Annotated in this window: 16 protein-coding genes and 1 tRNA gene; 16 read left to right on the top strand and 1 reads right to left on the bottom strand. The window is 56.4% G+C overall.

All coding sequences use genetic code 11. From position 1 onward, the window contains the following. The 14 genes from eutM to EH55_RS04025 all read left to right on the top strand — a co-directional run bounded on the left by eutM (nucleotide 1) and on the right by EH55_RS04025 (nucleotide 11,948). Nucleotides 1-288, top strand: coding sequence for an ethanolamine utilization microcompartment protein EutM (eutM, locus tag EH55_RS04090; protein ID WP_037975025.1), 288 nt, complete (start codon nucleotides 1-3; stop codon nucleotides 286-288). Between the two features lie 35 nt (nucleotides 289-323). Further along, nucleotides 324-1,154, top strand: coding sequence for an ATP-binding protein (locus EH55_RS04085; protein WP_037975023.1), 831 nt, complete (start codon nucleotides 324-326; stop codon nucleotides 1,152-1,154). A gap of 15 nt (nucleotides 1,155-1,169) precedes the next feature. Continuing rightward, nucleotides 1,170-1,790, top strand: a complete 621-nt coding sequence (pduL, locus tag EH55_RS04080; protein WP_037975021.1) for a phosphate propanoyltransferase — start codon at nucleotides 1,170-1,172, stop codon at nucleotides 1,788-1,790. Nucleotides 1,791-1,805: 15 nt separating this feature from the next. Beyond that, nucleotides 1,806-2,624, top strand: a complete 819-nt coding sequence (gene eutJ, locus EH55_RS04075) for an ethanolamine utilization protein EutJ (protein WP_037975018.1) — start codon at nucleotides 1,806-1,808, stop codon at nucleotides 2,622-2,624. An 18-nt stretch (nucleotides 2,625-2,642) separates the two neighbouring features. Beyond that, nucleotides 2,643-2,936 carry a hypothetical protein gene (locus EH55_RS04070; protein WP_037975017.1) on the top strand — a complete coding sequence of 98 codons (294 nt, stop codon included), beginning with the start codon at nucleotides 2,643-2,645 and terminating at the stop codon, nucleotides 2,934-2,936. 20 nt (nucleotides 2,937-2,956) lie between these two features. After that, complete coding sequence (locus tag EH55_RS04065; RefSeq protein ID WP_037975015.1) at nucleotides 2,957-3,238, top strand: EutN/CcmL family microcompartment protein; 282 nt, start codon at nucleotides 2,957-2,959, stop codon at nucleotides 3,236-3,238. Between the two features lie 12 nt (nucleotides 3,239-3,250). Next, entirely contained in the window at nucleotides 3,251-4,621 is a 1,371-nt protein-coding gene (locus tag EH55_RS04060) for a 4Fe-4S dicluster domain-containing protein (RefSeq protein ID WP_236617069.1), read from the top strand. Then, on the top strand, nucleotides 4,618-5,157 hold the full coding sequence (locus EH55_RS04055; protein WP_037975013.1) for a BMC domain-containing protein: 540 nt from the start codon (nucleotides 4,618-4,620) through the stop codon (nucleotides 5,155-5,157). The genes EH55_RS04060 and EH55_RS04055 overlap by 4 nt, the downstream gene beginning before the upstream one ends. A 58-nt stretch (nucleotides 5,158-5,215) precedes the next feature. Beyond that, the gene (locus EH55_RS04050; RefSeq protein ID WP_037975011.1) at nucleotides 5,216-6,439 is read left to right on the top strand and encodes an ethanolamine utilization protein EutH; all 1,224 of its coding nucleotides are present in this window, start codon (nucleotides 5,216-5,218) and stop codon (nucleotides 6,437-6,439) included. 36 nt (nucleotides 6,440-6,475) lie between these two features. Continuing rightward, the gene (locus tag EH55_RS04045; protein WP_037975009.1) at nucleotides 6,476-6,913 is read left to right on the top strand and encodes a cupin domain-containing protein; all 438 of its coding nucleotides are present in this window, start codon (nucleotides 6,476-6,478) and stop codon (nucleotides 6,911-6,913) included. Between the two features lie 143 nt (nucleotides 6,914-7,056). After that, nucleotides 7,057-7,872, top strand: coding sequence for a Cof-type HAD-IIB family hydrolase (locus EH55_RS04040; protein WP_037975007.1), 816 nt, complete (start codon nucleotides 7,057-7,059; stop codon nucleotides 7,870-7,872). 76 nt (nucleotides 7,873-7,948) lie between these two features. Beyond that, nucleotides 7,949-9,394, top strand: coding sequence for an HAD family hydrolase (locus tag EH55_RS04035; protein ID WP_037975005.1), 1,446 nt, complete (start codon nucleotides 7,949-7,951; stop codon nucleotides 9,392-9,394). Nucleotides 9,395-9,682: 288 nt separating this feature from the next. Next, complete coding sequence (locus tag EH55_RS04030) at nucleotides 9,683-9,997, top strand: hypothetical protein (protein WP_070113610.1); 315 nt, start codon at nucleotides 9,683-9,685, stop codon at nucleotides 9,995-9,997. A gap of 460 nt (nucleotides 9,998-10,457) precedes the next feature. Beyond that, nucleotides 10,458-11,948, top strand: coding sequence for a carbon starvation CstA family protein (locus EH55_RS04025; protein WP_037975002.1), 1,491 nt, complete (start codon nucleotides 10,458-10,460; stop codon nucleotides 11,946-11,948). A 119-nt stretch (nucleotides 11,949-12,067) separates the two neighbouring features. Here the strand turns inward: EH55_RS04025 and EH55_RS04020 are convergent. Further along, nucleotides 12,068-12,153, bottom strand: a tRNA-Tyr gene (locus tag EH55_RS04020). A gap of 322 nt (nucleotides 12,154-12,475) precedes the next feature. Between EH55_RS04020 and nhaC the strand changes: the two genes are divergently transcribed. Both nhaC and EH55_RS04010 read left to right on the top strand, forming a co-directional pair. Then, nucleotides 12,476-13,897 carry a Na+/H+ antiporter NhaC gene (nhaC, locus tag EH55_RS04015; protein ID WP_037975000.1) on the top strand — a complete coding sequence of 474 codons (1,422 nt, stop codon included), beginning with the start codon at nucleotides 12,476-12,478 and terminating at the stop codon, nucleotides 13,895-13,897. A 106-nt stretch (nucleotides 13,898-14,003) separates the two neighbouring features. Beyond that, the gene (locus tag EH55_RS04010) at nucleotides 14,004-14,756 is read left to right on the top strand and encodes an alanine racemase (RefSeq protein ID WP_051682632.1); all 753 of its coding nucleotides are present in this window, start codon (nucleotides 14,004-14,006) and stop codon (nucleotides 14,754-14,756) included. The last annotated feature ends 29 nt before the right edge of the window (nucleotides 14,757-14,785 follow it).

The following is a 14,785-nucleotide window of genomic DNA, read 5'->3' as shown; positions in this document are numbered from 1 at the left end:
ATGGCATCGAATTATCAGGCATTGGGAATGATAGAGACAAAGGGACTCGTGGCGTCGATAGAAGCGTCGGACGCGATGGTGAAGGCTGCCAACGTCACGCTTATAGGCAAGGTTCACGTAGGCGGGGGGCTCGTTACGACGATGGTCAGAGGCGACGTCGGTGCGGTGAAGGCTGCGACGGACGCCGGTGCGGCCGCGGCGGAGCGCGTAGGGGAGCTGATCTCCGTGCACGTCATTCCGCGTCCGCACGAGGAAGTCGAGTTCATCCTGCCGAAGCTTGAAAAATAACGGTATCCGTTTTACCCGAAAGGGGGGAAAGCTCTTTGAAGGTTATCACAGAGGCGATACTGCGTGACGAGCTGCGCGCGTCACAGCCGGATTCTTACAGGGTCCCGGAGGGGAAAATCCTTTCCCCCGCCGCGCGCGAATACCTTCAGCAGCGCAAGATCAGAATAGATATGGGCGGCGCGAAGTTCAAATACAATCCGCCGAAGGCTGAAAAGTCCGCCCCTGAACAGAATGCCGCGCCCCAAAAGGACGAGGCGCCCACTTGTGCGCGGCAGGCCGAGAGCGCTGCGGCCGCCGCGCAGGGCGCCGCGAAGTATATCGATTACGATAGCGGGGCCTTTTACAGCGAGAAGCCGGAACATATGACGCAGCTGTTCGGCAACAAGCTTGTCACCAAAGATCACCCTCGTATTCTGTTCCGCGGCAAGCTTGACAGCCTGCAGGCCCTCGTCGTCCTGAATCAAGCGATAATATCGGAGAGCAGCGCCAGCCGGAGGCTTGTGGACGACCTCGGCGACATCTTGTCCGTCATGCGCGAAATGATGCGCTGCGACGTGCTCGACGTCCCGTTCGAAAACGAGCGGATAATCGGGCTCACGCATGCCGAGCTGCGCGAACGCTCTCACAATCCGATGAAATATTTCGCCGTCAAACAGATGACGCTGCCGGACTATTCCATGGGGAAGAGCTACGCTCTGCTGAACCAGCTGCGCACGACCGTGCGCGAGGCGGAGGTGGCCGCGGTCCAGGCGTTCAGGGTAAGGAGCGGCTGCGAGCGCTCGGACATCGTGGAGGGGCTCAACAGGCTTTCGAGCGCCCTACATATTATGATGTGCATGTATCTGGCGGACGAATATAAGAAGTGACGGCGGCGCGAGACGATGCATGAGACGATAGTCAAAAAGGTCATACAGGCGATGGAAAGGGCCGCGTTGGTGCTGGTGGAGGTCTCCGCCCGCCACGTGCACCTCTCGGAAGAGGACGCGAAAAGACTTTTCGGAACCTCAGCGGAGCTTACGCCGAAAAGGCCGCTCTCACAGCCCGGTCAGTTCCTCTCCGAAGAGAGGGTCTCGCTCGTCGGCCCCAGGGGCAGCATGGAGAATGTCGCCGTGCTCGGACCGCTGCGCGGCAAGACGCAGATAGAGCTCTCTAAGAGCGACTGCGTGGCTCTGGGTATAGAGGCCCCGCTTCGCGAATCCGGCGACCTGGAAGGCTCGGGGGGGATAACGCTTGAAGGGCCGAAAGGAACGCTCAGCATAGCGTCGGGGGTGATCATAGCCAAGCGCCATATCCACGTACCGCCGTACATAGCCGCGCTTCATGGATTCTACGACAAAGAGCGCGTCAGCGTTGAGCTCTTCACTGACCGTCCGGTAGTTTTCAAGGACGTCCTGCTGCGGGTCAGCTCGAAGTTCAGCTACAGGATGCACATCGATTTTGACGAGGCTAACGCCGCCGATGTCAAAGGCTTTACGCTGGGAAGGATAATAAGGCAGAGATAGACGGAGAAAATTGTCATGCTTGATCTGGAACGCATCGAATCTTATATGAGCCGCGTGTCGATGTCCGAGAGGACCACCTTCAGGCCGGCCGGTTCAAGGCTTAAGACGGGAGTCGACTTGGGAACGGCCTATATCGTTCTCGTCGTCGTCGACGAGGAAAACAACCCCGTCGCGTGCGAAAAGCAGGCGGCCGACGTGCTCCGCGACGGAGTGGTCGTGGACTACGCCGGCGCGCAGAGGATCGTCCGCGATCTTAAAAAGCGGCTTGAAGAGAGGCTGGGAACCGAACTTGCCAACTGCGCGATAGCCATGCCGGCAGGTACGGAGAGCAGCGCCCGTACGCATCAGTATGTGGCGGAGGGCGCCGGGTTCGAAGTGACCAACATCCTCGACGAGCCTTCGGCGGCAAACTCCATATACCGAATCGACAACGGCGTCGTGGTTGATATCGGCGGAGGCACTACGGGGTTGGCCGTGATAAAGGAAGGTGCGGTGGTCGACATTTACGACGAACCCACCGGTGGCATACATCTCACGCTGGTGCTCGCGGGAAATTATCACATTTCCGTAGCGGAGGCTGAAGCGATAAAAATGGATTATTCCAGGCATAGGGAGATACTGCCCGTGATCAGCCCCGTGATCGAGAAGATGGCGACGATCGTGACGCGTCATATCGACAGGGAGGAGACGGAGACGATATACCTTTGCGGCGGGACATGCTGCCTCTCGGGCATAGAGGATATATTTGAAAAGGTTGCCCGGATTCCCGTCGTAAGGCCGCGCGACCCCTTTCTGGTGACTCCCGCAGGAATTGCGGTAAACTGCAAAATCTGAACGCATGGAGGAGGAAAAATGGACTACGAATCTTTGATACAGGAAGTTGTCTCCCGCGTGATGTCCAAACTGGCCGAACTGGGAAAAGACAGTCAAGGCTGCGGGGCCGAGGCCGACCAATGCTGTACGTGCTGCGAAGCGCCTGCCGCGGTAAAAGAGAAAAAGATTACGAAAAGGGTGCTGACGGAGAAGGATGTCATCGCCGCCCGCAACGAGGGAGCAACGCGCATCGTCGCGGGGGAAAACACGATAATCACGGATCTTGCTAAGGATTACGCCGCGGCCCATCGTGTGGAGATGGTCAGGAAATAACTCGGGCAGGGGGATTACAGATGAAGATAGCGAAAGTGATCGGTAATATATGGGCAACAAGAAAAGAGCCAAGGCTGTCCGGTTATAAACTGCTGCTGCTCCAGCCGGAGAACATAATCGACGCTTCTCCTGACGGTCCCCCTATCGTCGCGACAGATCTGATCGGAGCCGGCGTCGGCGAAGCGGTCATCTATGTCGGCGGAAGCTCCGCCCGAAGCGCCAGCGGCGATATGTCGCTGCCGGTGGACGCGACGGTGATAGCCATCATAGACAACCACGACGTGAACGCGGCCTCTCTGTAAGAAGGTGTAAGGATGGCGCTGGATTTAGTTGAGAAAGTCAAATCCGCAGGAGTGGTGGGAGCGGGAGGCGCCGGCTTCCCGACGCACGTCAAGCTCGCGGCGCAGGCGGAATATTTCATCGTCAACGCCGCCGAGTGCGAGCCGCTGATCGAGACGGATAAATATCTCTGCCGAGCGTATGCGGAGCGGATAGTATCCGCGACCGAGGCGGTCGCGCTCCATCTTGGGGCGAGCCGCGCCGTCATCGCGCTCAAGGCGAAGTACGAGGATGAGATCGGTGCGCTGAAGGCGGCCGCCGCCAAGGCCGGAGAGGCGATAGAGATATGCGCGATGCCCTCTTTCTATCCCGCCGGGGACGAGCAGACGATGGTACAGTTCGTCACCGGCCGTTCCGTGCCCGAGCGCGGCCTGCCGCTCAACGTCGGCGCGGTGGTCGACAATGTCGGCACGATGCTCGGCATAGCGGATGCGCTCGAAGACCTTCCCGTCACCGACAAATTTCTTTCCGTGACGGGCGAAGTAAAGGCGCCGGTCATGCTGAGGGTCCCTATCGGTACGAGCGTCGTCGACTGCATCGCTAATGCGGAGCTTACTACGGACGGCTACGCGGTAGTCGTGGGAGGTCCGATGATGGGGAAGCTCCTTGCCGACGACGGGGAGATAGAGGCGGCGGTCGTCGGCAAAACTACGGGCAATATCCTCGTGCTCAGCAAAGAGCATTACCTGGTAAAGCGCGGGGCCGTGCCGTTTGAGCGCATCAGACATCAGAGCAGGAGCGCCTGTATCCAGTGCCGCATGTGTACGGATATGTGTCCGCGTTACCTTATCGGGCATGAGATCCGCCCCCATCTGGTGATGCGTAATTTATGGCGGGAAAACAGCATAGCGAGCGACGAGGAATATATCCGCTGCTTTGGAGACGCGCTCAACTGCTGCGACTGCGGAGTGTGCGAAATGTTTGCCTGTCCGATGGGGCTTTCGCCGCGCAGGGTGAACGTGTATTTCAAACAGAGGCTTCGCGAGAAGGGGCTCGACAAGGAACGCAATATGGCCCCGCGCGCAAGGCCGTCCCTCAAATACCGAAGAGTGCCGACCGAACGTCTCATAGCGCGTCTGGGGATGCTTAAATATTACGGCGCGCATGTGCACGGCGCGCATATCGAATTTGTGCCGGCGAAGGTTTACATTCCCTTCAGCCAACATATCGGCAGACCTGCGCTGTCCAAGGTCAAGGAGGGCGACGCCGTGACGCGGGGGTCCCTTATCGCCGAAGCGCAGGGCGCGGTGTCGGCTAACGTTCACGCCTCCGTCAGCGGCACTGTAGAAAAGTCGGATGCGCGCGGAGCGCTTATTCGCGTCGCCGGAGGGGGTGATGGCGAATGAACAACGCACTCGGGATGCTCGAGCTGGGCAGCATCGCGGCCGGAATAGAGGCCTGCGATTTTATGGTAAAGGCGGCCAGAGTCGACCTGCTGCGCGCGGTCACGCTCTGCCCGGGGAAATATATGGTGATAGTGGCGGGAGACGTCGGAGATGTCAGGGCTTCCATGGACGCCGGCGTCAAAAATGCGGGCGAACATGTCGTGGATACGCTCTTTATTCCCAACATTCATCCGCAGCTTATCCCAGCCGTCTCTATGACCTCTCAGGTGGCTCGCTTCGGCGCGATCGGGGCGCTCGAGTTTTTCTCCGTCGCGTCGGCGATAACGGCGGGCGACGTGGCCGCGAAAGCGGCGAACATTACTCTCATCGAGATACGGACGGGATATGCCGTTGGAGGCAAGGGATTCGTGACGCTCACGGGCGATGTGGGAGCGGTGCGCGCGGCGGTGGAGGCCGCGGCGAAAAACGCGGAGCTCCTCGTCGCTACGACCGTGATACCCAAGCCGTCGCCGCTGCTTATTCAGTCGCTGTTGTAGAGACAAAGGCTTCCAATTCGGCAAAATCAGGCACGCATATTTAAGGAGGAGTATGTAAATGTTTCAGGAATTAATTGACAACCTGTGCAACACCAAGGTTTTTACCGAGAGCTTCGGCGCGTGGGTGTCAAACCTTTCGATCAATTCGGTCATCGTTTTTATCATGACGATATTCATGATAGTGGGCGCGATAGATAAAATACGCGGCAACAAACTCGGCTACGGCGAAGAGTTCGACAACGGCTTCAACGCGATGGGGCCGCTGGCCATCGCGATGGCCGGCGTCGTCGCTGCCGCGCCGGTGCTGGCTATAATGCTCAAGCCTATAATAGTCCCGCTGTACAGCCTTGTCGGCGCTGACGCCTCCATGTTCGCCACTACGCTGCTGGCGTGCGACATGGGCGGCTATCCGCTCGCCATGCAGCTTGCGGCCGACAAAGCGGTAGGAAATTTCTCGGGGCTCATACTCGGCACGATGATGGGGCCGACCATCGTCTTTACGATTCCCGTCGCGCTTTCGATAATCAAGCCGGAGGACCGTCCTTACCTCGGCGCCGGCACGCTCGCCGGGCTGATTACCATACCGCTGGGCTGCATCGCCGGAGGTCTCGTAATGAATATGACGCCGTATAAGATCAGCATGGGGACCATACTTGTGAACCTCATCCCCGTCATCATCGTCGCCGGCCTCATCTGTATCGGCCTGTGGTTCGCCACGGACGCGATGATTCGCGGCTTCAACAAATTCGGGACCGCCGTCACGATACTCATCACGATATTTACGGCGATAGCCGTATTTGAATACCTCACCGGCATCCGCTTCCCGCTGTTCGACATCATGGTCGACCCAGAGAAGAATGACGGAGTAGTGCCGCTTGAAAGCGGCCTTCTGGTCTGCGGTCAGATCGCCATCGTCCTCATCGGCGCTTTCCCCATGGTCAAGTGGATAACGAGGACCTTCGGCAAAGCGCTGGAAAAGGTGGGCGGCGCTCTCGGCATGAACGAGACCGGCTCCGCCGGCATGGTCGCGAACCTGGCGAACAACATCGCCATGTTCAATATCCTCGGCGATATGAATCCTAAAGGCAAACTGCTGAACGTGGCCTTCGCGGTATCGGCGGCCTTCGTATTCGGCGACCACCTCGGCTTCACCGCGGGCAACAACCCGGATATGATATTCCCCGTAGTCGTCGGCAAGCTGGTTGCCGGTATCACGGCCGTGGTGCTCGCTTCTTTCCTCTCGCCGAAGCTCCTTTCGAAAATAGAGAGCGCCAAGAAATAGCCTGCGCCGCAGCCCTACCGAAAGGTCGTGTATAACGTGAACGTAAGTGAAGAGCTTATAAGACAGATAGTTGCCAAAGTAATAGAGCAAACCATGGCGGCGGGGCGGGAAGACTTCGTTAAAAAGGTCGACCCGAGCGGGATAATCATGGTCAAAACGGATACCGTAAAGTGCGAGCGCTTTGAAAAGGACGGCGTCGCTTTAAAGGACATACTGACGCTTGAAGAGGCGCCGCGGATGGGAGCAGGCATAATGGAGCTCGACAACTCGAGCCTTGAATGGACGCTGACGTATGACGAATACGACCTCGTCCTTGAGGGCGTCCTTGAAATAGAGATAGAGGGGCGCGTCATCTCGGCGGGGCCGGGCGATATAATCTATATACCGAAGAACAGCCATATCCACTTCCAGACGCCGCACAAGGCCCGCTACGCATACTTCGTCTATCCGGCTAACTGGGCCGAGCTGGCTTAAGCGATCGGTCACGCCAAGGCGGGCGGTAGCCAGCAGGCCGCCCGCCGGAATGGGCGAAGCGGTCAAACTTCTCTCCGTGGAAGGCCTGGCCGCCCCGCATATGATACGCGGCCGAACATATCGATGTGGCGGTGAGATGCAAAATGGGCTTCTTCCCTAAAATGATAGCGCTCGATATAGACGGGACGCTGCTTGACGATCGTGGCCTGTTATCCGCGCGCTCCAAAAGAGCGCTCGCGCTGACTATAGAGCGTGGTGTAAAGGTCGTTGTCGCCACGGGAAGGATGTTCGCGTCGGCGCGCCATGTGATATCGGAAATAGGGACGACCTCTCCGTGCGTTTTTTGCGGCGGAGCCGCCGTCGTGGACCCGCTGACGGCGGAGACGCTTTTCCTGCGGGAGATAGATGCGGAGCTGGTTTCCGAGATCGTCGCTTTCTATCATAAAAACGGCTGGCGTGTGCAGATATGCGAAGCCGATGCTCTTTGGATTCCCTTTGAAGGCGATGCAGGACATTCCGTTTACGATAGTGCGGCAAGAATAAATCGCTTCTCCTTTGAAGACGATATAAGCGCGCTGGAGATGAGGGCAGTAAAGCTGCTGGGATACTCCGCCGAGCCCGACGGATATCGGAGCATGTTCTTCAAGACGCGGGAGCGGTTTAGAGACCGCCTGCGCCTGGGACGATCCAGAGGAAAATTTATTGAGATCACGCACCCGATGGTGAACAAAGCTCACGGAGCAGACGTCGTCGCCAGATTTTTGGGCGTAGAGGGCAAAGACGTCCTTGCCTTCGGAGATGCGTCCAACGATAGCCAGCTTCTTAGATGGGCGGGGCGCGGAGTGGCGGTATCCAATTCCTGCGCCGCGGCGAAAGTCGCCGCCGACGAAATATGCCCCTCGAATAACGAAGACGGGGTCGCCAAAACGCTGGAGAAGTACCTGCTACAGCGGCGGTAAATGAAAATGGACGCAGTCGGTGACGGATATAAAAGAGCCTCCGGGCTTAATTAAAAAACAATTGGAGGAATTACTTGTGAAAAGGATTTCCAAAATCTTCTTATTTGCGCTGTTAGCGCTCGTACTGTCTTTTGCCCCGGCGTCGGGCACCGAGGCGCCGGAGCCATACTCGAGCAGGGCTACGCAGTACCTGACGGGCGAAGGCTGGGAGCCTAACGTCAAATACGTCATCAATCAGCTTTTCGACGCGTACGGAAGAAACAGCAAAAGCTACAATCCCGAGATAAGGCCGTACGCGGTTTTCGACTGCGACAATACCATCTCGCTGACCGACGTTCAGGAACAGCTGCTGATTTTCCAGGCGGAAAACCTCCGCTACGCCGTCAGGCCGGAGGACATGTACGATATCCTCACTACCGGCATCCCCGATGTCAATAAAGATCTCGGCAAAGACTACGGAGGTCATACGATAGCCGAGTTCGCCAAGGATGTGAGCGCAGCGTACCGGAAGCTCTGCGCTAAGGGCTACGTCGCGCCCGACTCCTCGAGAGCCGCTAAAAAATCAGAGTGGATCTCAGGCGACGACTGGAAAGAATTCGCTGCGAAGATACGTTTGATGTACGACGCTATAGGGGACAACTACAGCGTCTCCGTCTCATACCCATGGGTCGGCTATCACATGGCCTGCATGACGCCGGCGGAGGCGGAACGGCTCGCATACGAGTCGCACAAATTCTACACCGAGTACGGAAAGAAGGCCCCGGAAAACTGGACTAAGGGCAAATGGGAGAGCCCGAAGGGATATAGGAGCATCTGCGGTCCGGTAAGCGTGGGCTTCAGGCTCTCCACCGGAGTCTCCGACGAGATGCGCGAGCTTATCAGGAAGCTGGACGCGAATGGAATAGATGTGTGGATCAATTCAGCCTCCCCCGTTCAGACCATCCGCGCGCTGCTGCGCTGCTGGGGGCTCGCGGGGGTCCGCGACGTCGTCGCTATGACCTATAAAATCAAAGACGGCGTTTACCTGCCGGAGTATGATTATGATTTTCATGCGCAGACGCAGGGCGTCGGCAAGTCGGAGACCGTGGTCAAGATCATCGCTCCGCTCTACAACGGGCGCGGCCCGATCTTTGGAGCCGGCGACTCCCAGGGAGATTTCAATTTCATGACGGAATTCAAAGACACGGTATGCGGCCTCATCATCAACCGGCAGCGCAAGGACGACGCCGGCATCTGTTCCGCGGTCGCCGTCTATCAGAACGAGAAAGGCGTCGACCTCTACAAGGCGATGGAAAGCGGGGACATCCGTTTCCTGCTCCAGGGCCGCCAGGAAAACGGCGGGTATTTCTGGCCGCAGGCCGGCACGCAGCTGCTCGGGGCCGACAAACCTGCAATCCTCAGCGAGAAGGGCGAAGGCTGGCTTGAGCTGCTCCGCGGCGGCACGTCGCCGCGCCAGCTCATCAACGACTGCGTGAAGCTCACAGGCAAGCTCGAAGAGTACGCCGGCGTCAAAACGAGGTAGACGCGGACGCCGAAGGGCGCTTCCCTCTCTTGCAGGCGAGTATATGCCTTCAGAGTTCACGGCGTTCTGATATAACGGGCCGCTGCATTGAGCGGAATGAAGGCTTGCAGCGCCACCTTCTGTGATCCCTTGCTCGTAATGAGTTTTTGGGGTCGGGGGCGTCGCGCACGAAGGGATGACTGTACAATGCTTCTGTGCCGTGCGCAGGGCATGTGAAATCCCGTTTGAACGGCAGAGCAGCTTCATCGCTCCGCCGTTTTTAGCGCGTTTAGGCGAACTGTGGGCGATATGGCATTCTTCCGAACGATGTACGGGCTTTCAATGCGCGAAATTTCCGGCGTTGAATTTGAGAAGCCGTTCATCCCTTCTAAAGAATATTTTTCTGAGCGCGGAAAGCATCCCGAGAGCGTAGATCGCGGCGATGTGTGGAGGGCTATCCATCGCGGCAGTATGCCGGCTATGTCGGCAAATCCTGAGTATGACTGGGATGTGTATTACAGCTCCTATCTCAGGGCATATTTGGAAAGGGACGTGCGCAGCCTTTACACCGGCATCGCCGATCCGCCGCTGTACTTCTGCGCGACCATGACGGCGTCGAAATAGACCTGCTCGTCTGTGATGCCGGAACGCTGTATCCAATAGAAATAAAAGAGCACGCTGACCCTTCGGGCAAAGATATTTCCTCATTCTCGTATATTGACAGAATGCCGGGCGTCAAACGCGGCCCAGGCGGCGTGGTCTGTCTTTACGATAAGATCGTGCCGCTTGGCGAAAGCGACGTGACTATCCCGCTCGGCTGTATATGAGCGCCCGGCGGAGAGCCGCGCTGAAGCCGCTCGTTCTTCGATTGCATTTTTTGATATTTCTGACACTTAATAAAATCAGCTTTCTGAACAGAAAATACTAATCTTTGAAACGACATGCAATAATCATCCGTGAAATATTTGAGTTTAATTAAATTTCACGCTATTTTCTCTTGACTTTACAATGTAATTGTACTACATTATTTACAAAAGCGTTGGCCTGTGTCTATTAGTTAATTCAATTCAGCGAGGTGATTTTCATGTTGACGTTCTTTATCGCTTTGTTGGCGCTGGGCGCGGGGTTCATGACCTATTCCTTTTTCGTGGAAAGGCTTCTGCCTCCCGACGGCAGAGATACTCCGGCCGTCGCGCACCCGGATGGAGTGGACTACATACCGCTGCCGCTGTGGAAAGCTTTTCTGATTCAGCTCCTGAACATCGCGGGGCTGGGGCCTATCTTCGGCGCCCTTTCCGGCGCGCTTTGGGGGCCCGTCGTCTATTTCTGGATCGTCTTGGGAACGATTTTCGCGGGCGGGGTGCACGATTATTTTTCCGGGATGCTCTCCGAGCGCCACAACGGCGCGAGCATTTCTGAGATCGTCGGTATCTACCTCGGTCCGAAGATGAAGATGGTCATGCGCGTCTTTGCAGTCGTCCTGCTGGTGCTGATCGGCACCACCTTCTCTACGGGGCCGGCGGGGCTGCTTGCCCTGCTTACGCCGGAAAAGCTCAATCTTCGCTTTTGGCTGACGATTATCCTTATCTATTATTTCCTTGCTACGCTTCTGCCTATAGACAAGATAATCGGACGCTTCTATCCGCTCTTCGGCGCGGCGCTCATCTTCATGTGCGTCGGGGTCGGCGGCGGTATCGTCGCGGGCGACTATGCGCTGCCTGAAATATGGGACAACTTCGCCAATCTTCATCCGCGCGCGCTTCCCATATGGCCGCTGATGTTTATCACGGTAGCGTGCGGCGCCATCTCCGGCTTCCACGCGACGCAGTCGCCGATGATGGCGCGCTGTATAACGAGCGAATATCAGGGGCGCAAGGTCTTCTACGGCGCGATGGTGGCGGAGGGCGTCATAGCGCTGATATGGGCGGCGGCCGGGGTCAGCGTCTATAACGGCACGCAGGGGCTGTGGGAGGCCACGACGAAGCTTGCCGGGCAGTCCGCGCTCGTATACGACATCTGCATAAAGGTGCTCGGCTCCATGGGCGGGGTGCTCGCGATGGTCGGCGTTATAGTCTGTCCGATCACCTCCGGCGATACGGCCTTCCGCTCGGCGCGCCTGACGCTCGCGGACTGGTTCGGCATAGACCAGAAACCGCGCGCGAAACGGCTTACGCTCACGCTGCCGCTGCTCCTCTGCGGGGCCCTGCTCTCGAACGTAAACTTTCAGATTATCTGGCGCTATTTTTCGTGGTCTAATCAGACGCTCGCGATGATTGCGCTCTGGGCCGCCGCGGTGTTCCTCCGCAAGACTCGCCGCAACTTCTGGCCGGCGGCGATACCAGCGACGTTCATGTCGGCCGTCTCGAGCACGTACATACTCGTCGCGCCCGAAGGCTTCGGTCCTGCGATCTCAAAAATGGTGTCTGGCGAAGCCTTGAGCGGCGCAGCGGCGATCGAAGCCGCCGCGAAGGTCGGATACCCGGCGGGAATAATCTTCGCCCTCTTCTGCTTTGTGCTGTTTTGGCTGAAATGTGTCCGCCCAAACGTATCGGATGATGGGGAAGGGGTAGAGTAATCCTTTAGTATTTATTCATTCCCCAGTCCTTCCGGGTTGCAGCTTACCCGCTCGAAGCGTTTAAGTGCGAGAAATCCCGCCGCGAGGCGGGATTTTGATTTGAGAAAAGAAAGTAGGAATGGTGGTAGGAGTTGGGTTCGAACCAACGTAGACTTCCGCCGACAGATTTACAGTCTGTTGCCTTTGACCGCTCGGCCACCCTACCAAAAGATGAGACGGAGTTTTGTCTCACGAAGCAATATAATATCCGCCGCGCGCGTTTTTGTCAAATTTTTTGTTTGGAAGGTGTGAAGGGCCTGAAGACCTGAAAAAACAGAATTTGAAGAAGCCACAACGACATAAAATTGGCGACGCTATTAAATATTATCGACTTGATATATAATACAGATAATAGATGTTTTATATATTTCCATTGAATAACGAGGGGGGATGCCTATCCCTGTTGTTGTGGTGTCATACGAAAAAAGCCGTCTTGCGTCCATTTGGTTTTGACAATTGATTTGTGATTATAGGGGGGAGGTTTGATTATGTCCAAAGAAAAGCAACATAAAGAAGCGAGGCTTCCTGAGCTTTGGGAAGCGCTGCTCACATTTGCCGTAATGATTTCCGTTATGGCGGTTGGAATTATTGTTTTTCACGCTGACCCGCATATGCCCATGTTTCTGGGTACGCTCTTTGCCGCTGTAATGGCGCTTCATCTCGGGTTTAAATGGAACGAGATAGAAAAGAGCATGTTTGACGGTATCTACCGCGTACTTCAAGCGATAATAATACTTGCGATAGTGGGGATACTTGTGGGCGTCTGGTTAGTTTCAGGCGTCGTTCCCACAATGATTTACTACGGCCTACAAATTTTGAATCCATCTATTTTCCTTGTGGCGACGCTTCTGATTTGCTCTATCACCTCACTTGCGACAGGTACTTCGTGGGGGACCATGGGGACTATGGGCATAGCGCTAATGGGAGTCGCCTTAGGGCTCGGCTTCACGCCTGGAATGACGGCGGGCGCGATAATCTCCGGCGCGTACTTCGGTGATAAGATGTCGCCGCTCTCAGATACTACTAACCTGGCCCCGGCGATGGCTGGCACGGATGTCTTTACGCATGTTAAGTTCATGGCTCCTTCGACCGCGGTCACATACATAATATGCATCGTATTTTTCGCATTTTGGGGAGTCGGGCACGGCGGCGAAGCGGATCTTAGCAAGATAAATGCCATACAAGACGGGTTGATATCTCTCTTCCACATCAATCCGCTGCTGCTGATACCGCCGCTGATTGTAATAGTGGCTATAGCGTTTAAGATTCCCGCGATTCCAGGAATCGTCTTAGGTATACTTGCCGCCGGCGTGCTCGGCCCGATATTCCAAGGCGCTGACTGCACGTTCGGCGATATGCTTTCATGCGGTATGAGCGGCTTTGAAGCGAAGACCGGCATGGAGGACCTTGATTCGCTGCTCTCTTCCGGTGGGCTCATGTCCATGATGTTCTCGATTTCAATGACGATACTTGCGATGATGTTCGGAGGGATAATGGAATCGACGAAGCAGCTTGACGTTATAATAGAGCGGCTGCTCAAGTACATCCACAACGACAAGATCTTGATTGGCGTCACCGAACTTACCTGTGTTGCCTCTAACGCTACTATGCCAGAGCAGTACATTTCGATAATTCTTCCCGGCCGTATGTACGCTAAGGCCTATGAAGAGCGCGGCATAGCGCCGGAGACGCTCTCAAACGCCTTAGAGGGGGCTGGAACAGTGTCTTCGGCCCTGATCCCGTGGAATACCTGCGGGGTCTACATCCTTGGCGTCCTCGGCGTCGGCGTTGCCGACTATTTCCCATATGCGATTTTCAACTGGCTGATGCCGCTGGTCGTTTTTGTAATGGCGCTGATGGGGATAACGCTGCGTTATCAGACCAAAAAGCCGGAGCCGGAGTCCGCATAATTGTTTCGCCCGAGTTCGGCGTCGATAAGGGAAGCGAGAGGATAGAAGAGAAGTCGGTCGAAGGGCGTCGACGCGGCCTTCGGCCATTTTTAGAAAGGTGAAGCCCATGAATAGATATCCGCTGCTTGAGATAGACAGGAACGTTATCAGACGCAACGCAGGCATACTTCTTCGTGAATGCAGAAAGAGAGGCGTCGAGCCCTTCGCCGTGCTGAAAGGTTTCAACGCTATCCCCGAGATAAGGGACGCGCTGCTTGAAGCGGGGTATAAGACCCTCGCGAGCTCAAGGCTGCCGCATCTGGCCGCCGTGAAAGAAGCGGGACTTCCGGTAAAGACGCTTGGGCTGCGCATCCCGATGCTCTCCGAAGCGGCCGACGTCGTAAAGCTCTGCGATATCAGCCTCAACTCCGAAATTGAAACCATGCGCGCGCTCGACCGCGCGGCGGAGACTGCCGACGTCGTCCACAATGTGATCCTGATGAGGGATCTCGGCGACTTGCGGGAAGGGATTTTTGACAGCCGTGAATTTATCGAGACGGCGGTCTACATTGAGCGGGAACTCAAAAACCTGCGCCTTTACGGCGCGGGTACAAACCTCACCTGCTACGGCTCCGTCATTCCGACGGCAGAAAACCTCTCCCTGCTTTCCGCCGATGCAATGAAAATAGAAGAAGTCATCGGCAGGGAGCTTGAAGTTGTATCGGGCGGCGGCACCACCTCCATACCGCTCATGATGAGCGGCGGAATGCCTAAAAAGATAAACAACCTTCGCATAGGCGAGGCCAACGTCGTCCCCTGCGACTTCATCGAACGCGGGCAGTGTCCGATAGAACGCCTTTCAACAGAGGCTCGTGCTTAAAGCGGAGATAATCGAGATAGGCGAAAACC

It is taken from the genome of Synergistes jonesii (genome assembly GCF_000712295.1).
Taxonomy (GTDB): domain Bacteria; phylum Synergistota; class Synergistia; order Synergistales; family Synergistaceae; genus Synergistes; species Synergistes jonesii.
The sequence above is the reverse complement of the archived record's forward strand: the minus strand, read 5'-3'. Positions and strand labels throughout refer to the sequence as shown.